The 1,670-nt window shown below is 28.4% G+C and carries 2 protein-coding genes; both read left to right on the top strand.

Annotation, left to right across the window (positions count from 1 at the left end):
- Positions 1-188 precede the first annotated feature (188 nt).
- Positions 189-701 (top strand): hypothetical protein, encoded by a 513-nt coding sequence (locus BX611_RS00035; protein WP_147296382.1) that lies wholly within the window; start codon positions 189-191, stop codon positions 699-701.
- Positions 702-775: 74 nt separating this feature from the next.
- The gene (locus BX611_RS00030) at positions 776-1,336 is read left to right on the top strand and encodes an HXXEE domain-containing protein (RefSeq protein ID WP_115877456.1); all 561 of its coding nucleotides are present in this window, start codon (positions 776-778) and stop codon (positions 1,334-1,336) included.
- Positions 1,337-1,670: the final 334 nt, after the last annotated feature.

Here is a 1,670-nt window from a genome sequence, read left to right as displayed (position 1 = left end):
TTAACGCCAAAACACGTACATATAAATCAAAATGTAAATTATAAAAGCTATCGAAGAAATAAACAAAATTTACAGTATTTGACTATTTAATAAAACGAATTTTAATAAAAAAATGGTCAACCTATATCAGTATAATACAAATTTGTCACATTTGAAACTAATTTTAATTAAAAAATAAAAGAATGAAAATGAAAATAATTAGTCTAACTATCCTAATTCTTTTAATGAATTTTAATTATTCATTGGCACAAAATAACAACCCTTGTTCTTGCTGTACTGAAAACCATAAAGCCTTTGATTTTTGGATTGGAGATTGGACTGTTTATAATACAGAAGGAATAATTGTTGGAACCAACAAGATTGTAAAAATGCAAAATGGATGTGTATTGCAAGAAAATTGGATAGCCTCAAACAAAACTAATACAGGAACAAGTTATAATTTTTTTGATTTGAGCGATAGCACTTGGAATCAAGTTTGGATTAGTGGTACTGGTAATGTGCTCAACTTAAAGGGAAATATTAATAAAGACGGAGCTATGGTACTTAAAAGTAAACTCACTAAAGGCTCAAAAGGAAACTATTATAATCAGATTACCTGGACAAAAAATGATGACGGTTCTGTTACACAAAGATGGGATATCCTAAATGAAAAAGGTGAGACAATAAGCAAAGCTTTTGAAGGGATTTATAAAAAAATGTAAAAAACAAGAACTGGTTACAACAATGTTTGTAGCCAATAGTGAATAAAGTCACAACAACTATTGAAAATAGATAAATGACTAAATTAAATAAACACATTTTAATTCCATTGGTAATTGCAAGCATCGCGATTGTGATATTCTGGATTGTTTCTTTGACTCTAAACTCTGTTATAGTATTTATTCCTGGTGTAATTGTATCGTATTTACTTTACTTAAATACTTTTTATAAAAAGACCCCAAACCCTGAAAGAATATTACCACTTTACTTGTTGGCATTAGGAATTCAGTTTATTCACTTTACTGAAGAATATTTAACTGATTTTACTATCGAAGTTCCCAAGTTATTGGGTCGGGAAGAATATCCTTTGGATTATTGGTTAGTTTTTAATATGGTAGCCTATTTCGTTTTTATAATTGGTGGAATTATTTTATTTAAGAAAATAAAAGAGTTAATGATAATCCCCTTATTCTTCATTCTTGTAGGAGTACTATTAAATTCAATTGGTCATATATTAATTTCACTTTATGTCGGAGGATATTTTTCTGGACTATATACTGCTCTAATTTATATTGTTATCGGACCAATATTAATTAAAAGAGTTTTAGATGAAACCAAAGTAGTGAAAATGGATTAAGAAAATTAAATATGGAATTAAAGTACTGGCTACAACAACGTATATAAAACATAGCTATTAAAGGCTTTCCGAGAGGTTTGTGTGTATTTGCAAAGACCGCCAAATTTTTAAATTTGGCTTTTTTGAAATTAAGATAAAAAGAAAAATTTAAAAATTCGGCTCGTGTATAATCCGAAAAGTTAGTGTCTTTTTACACGCTACGTTTCATATACAAGACCGTTACCTGCAAGCGAGAAAAATGTACTTTCCTGAAATAGGTTGACTAAAAATTAGACAACTTATTACAAATAAAGATGAAAGAACAAAAACAACCCAGCCGAAAAAAAACCTATAA

Origin of the sequence: Lutibacter oceani, assembly GCF_003384935.1 — a bacterium.
In the GTDB taxonomy this organism is placed as follows: domain Bacteria; phylum Bacteroidota; class Bacteroidia; order Flavobacteriales; family Flavobacteriaceae; genus Lutibacter; species Lutibacter oceani.
This window is presented reverse-complemented; position numbering and strand designations above follow the sequence as displayed.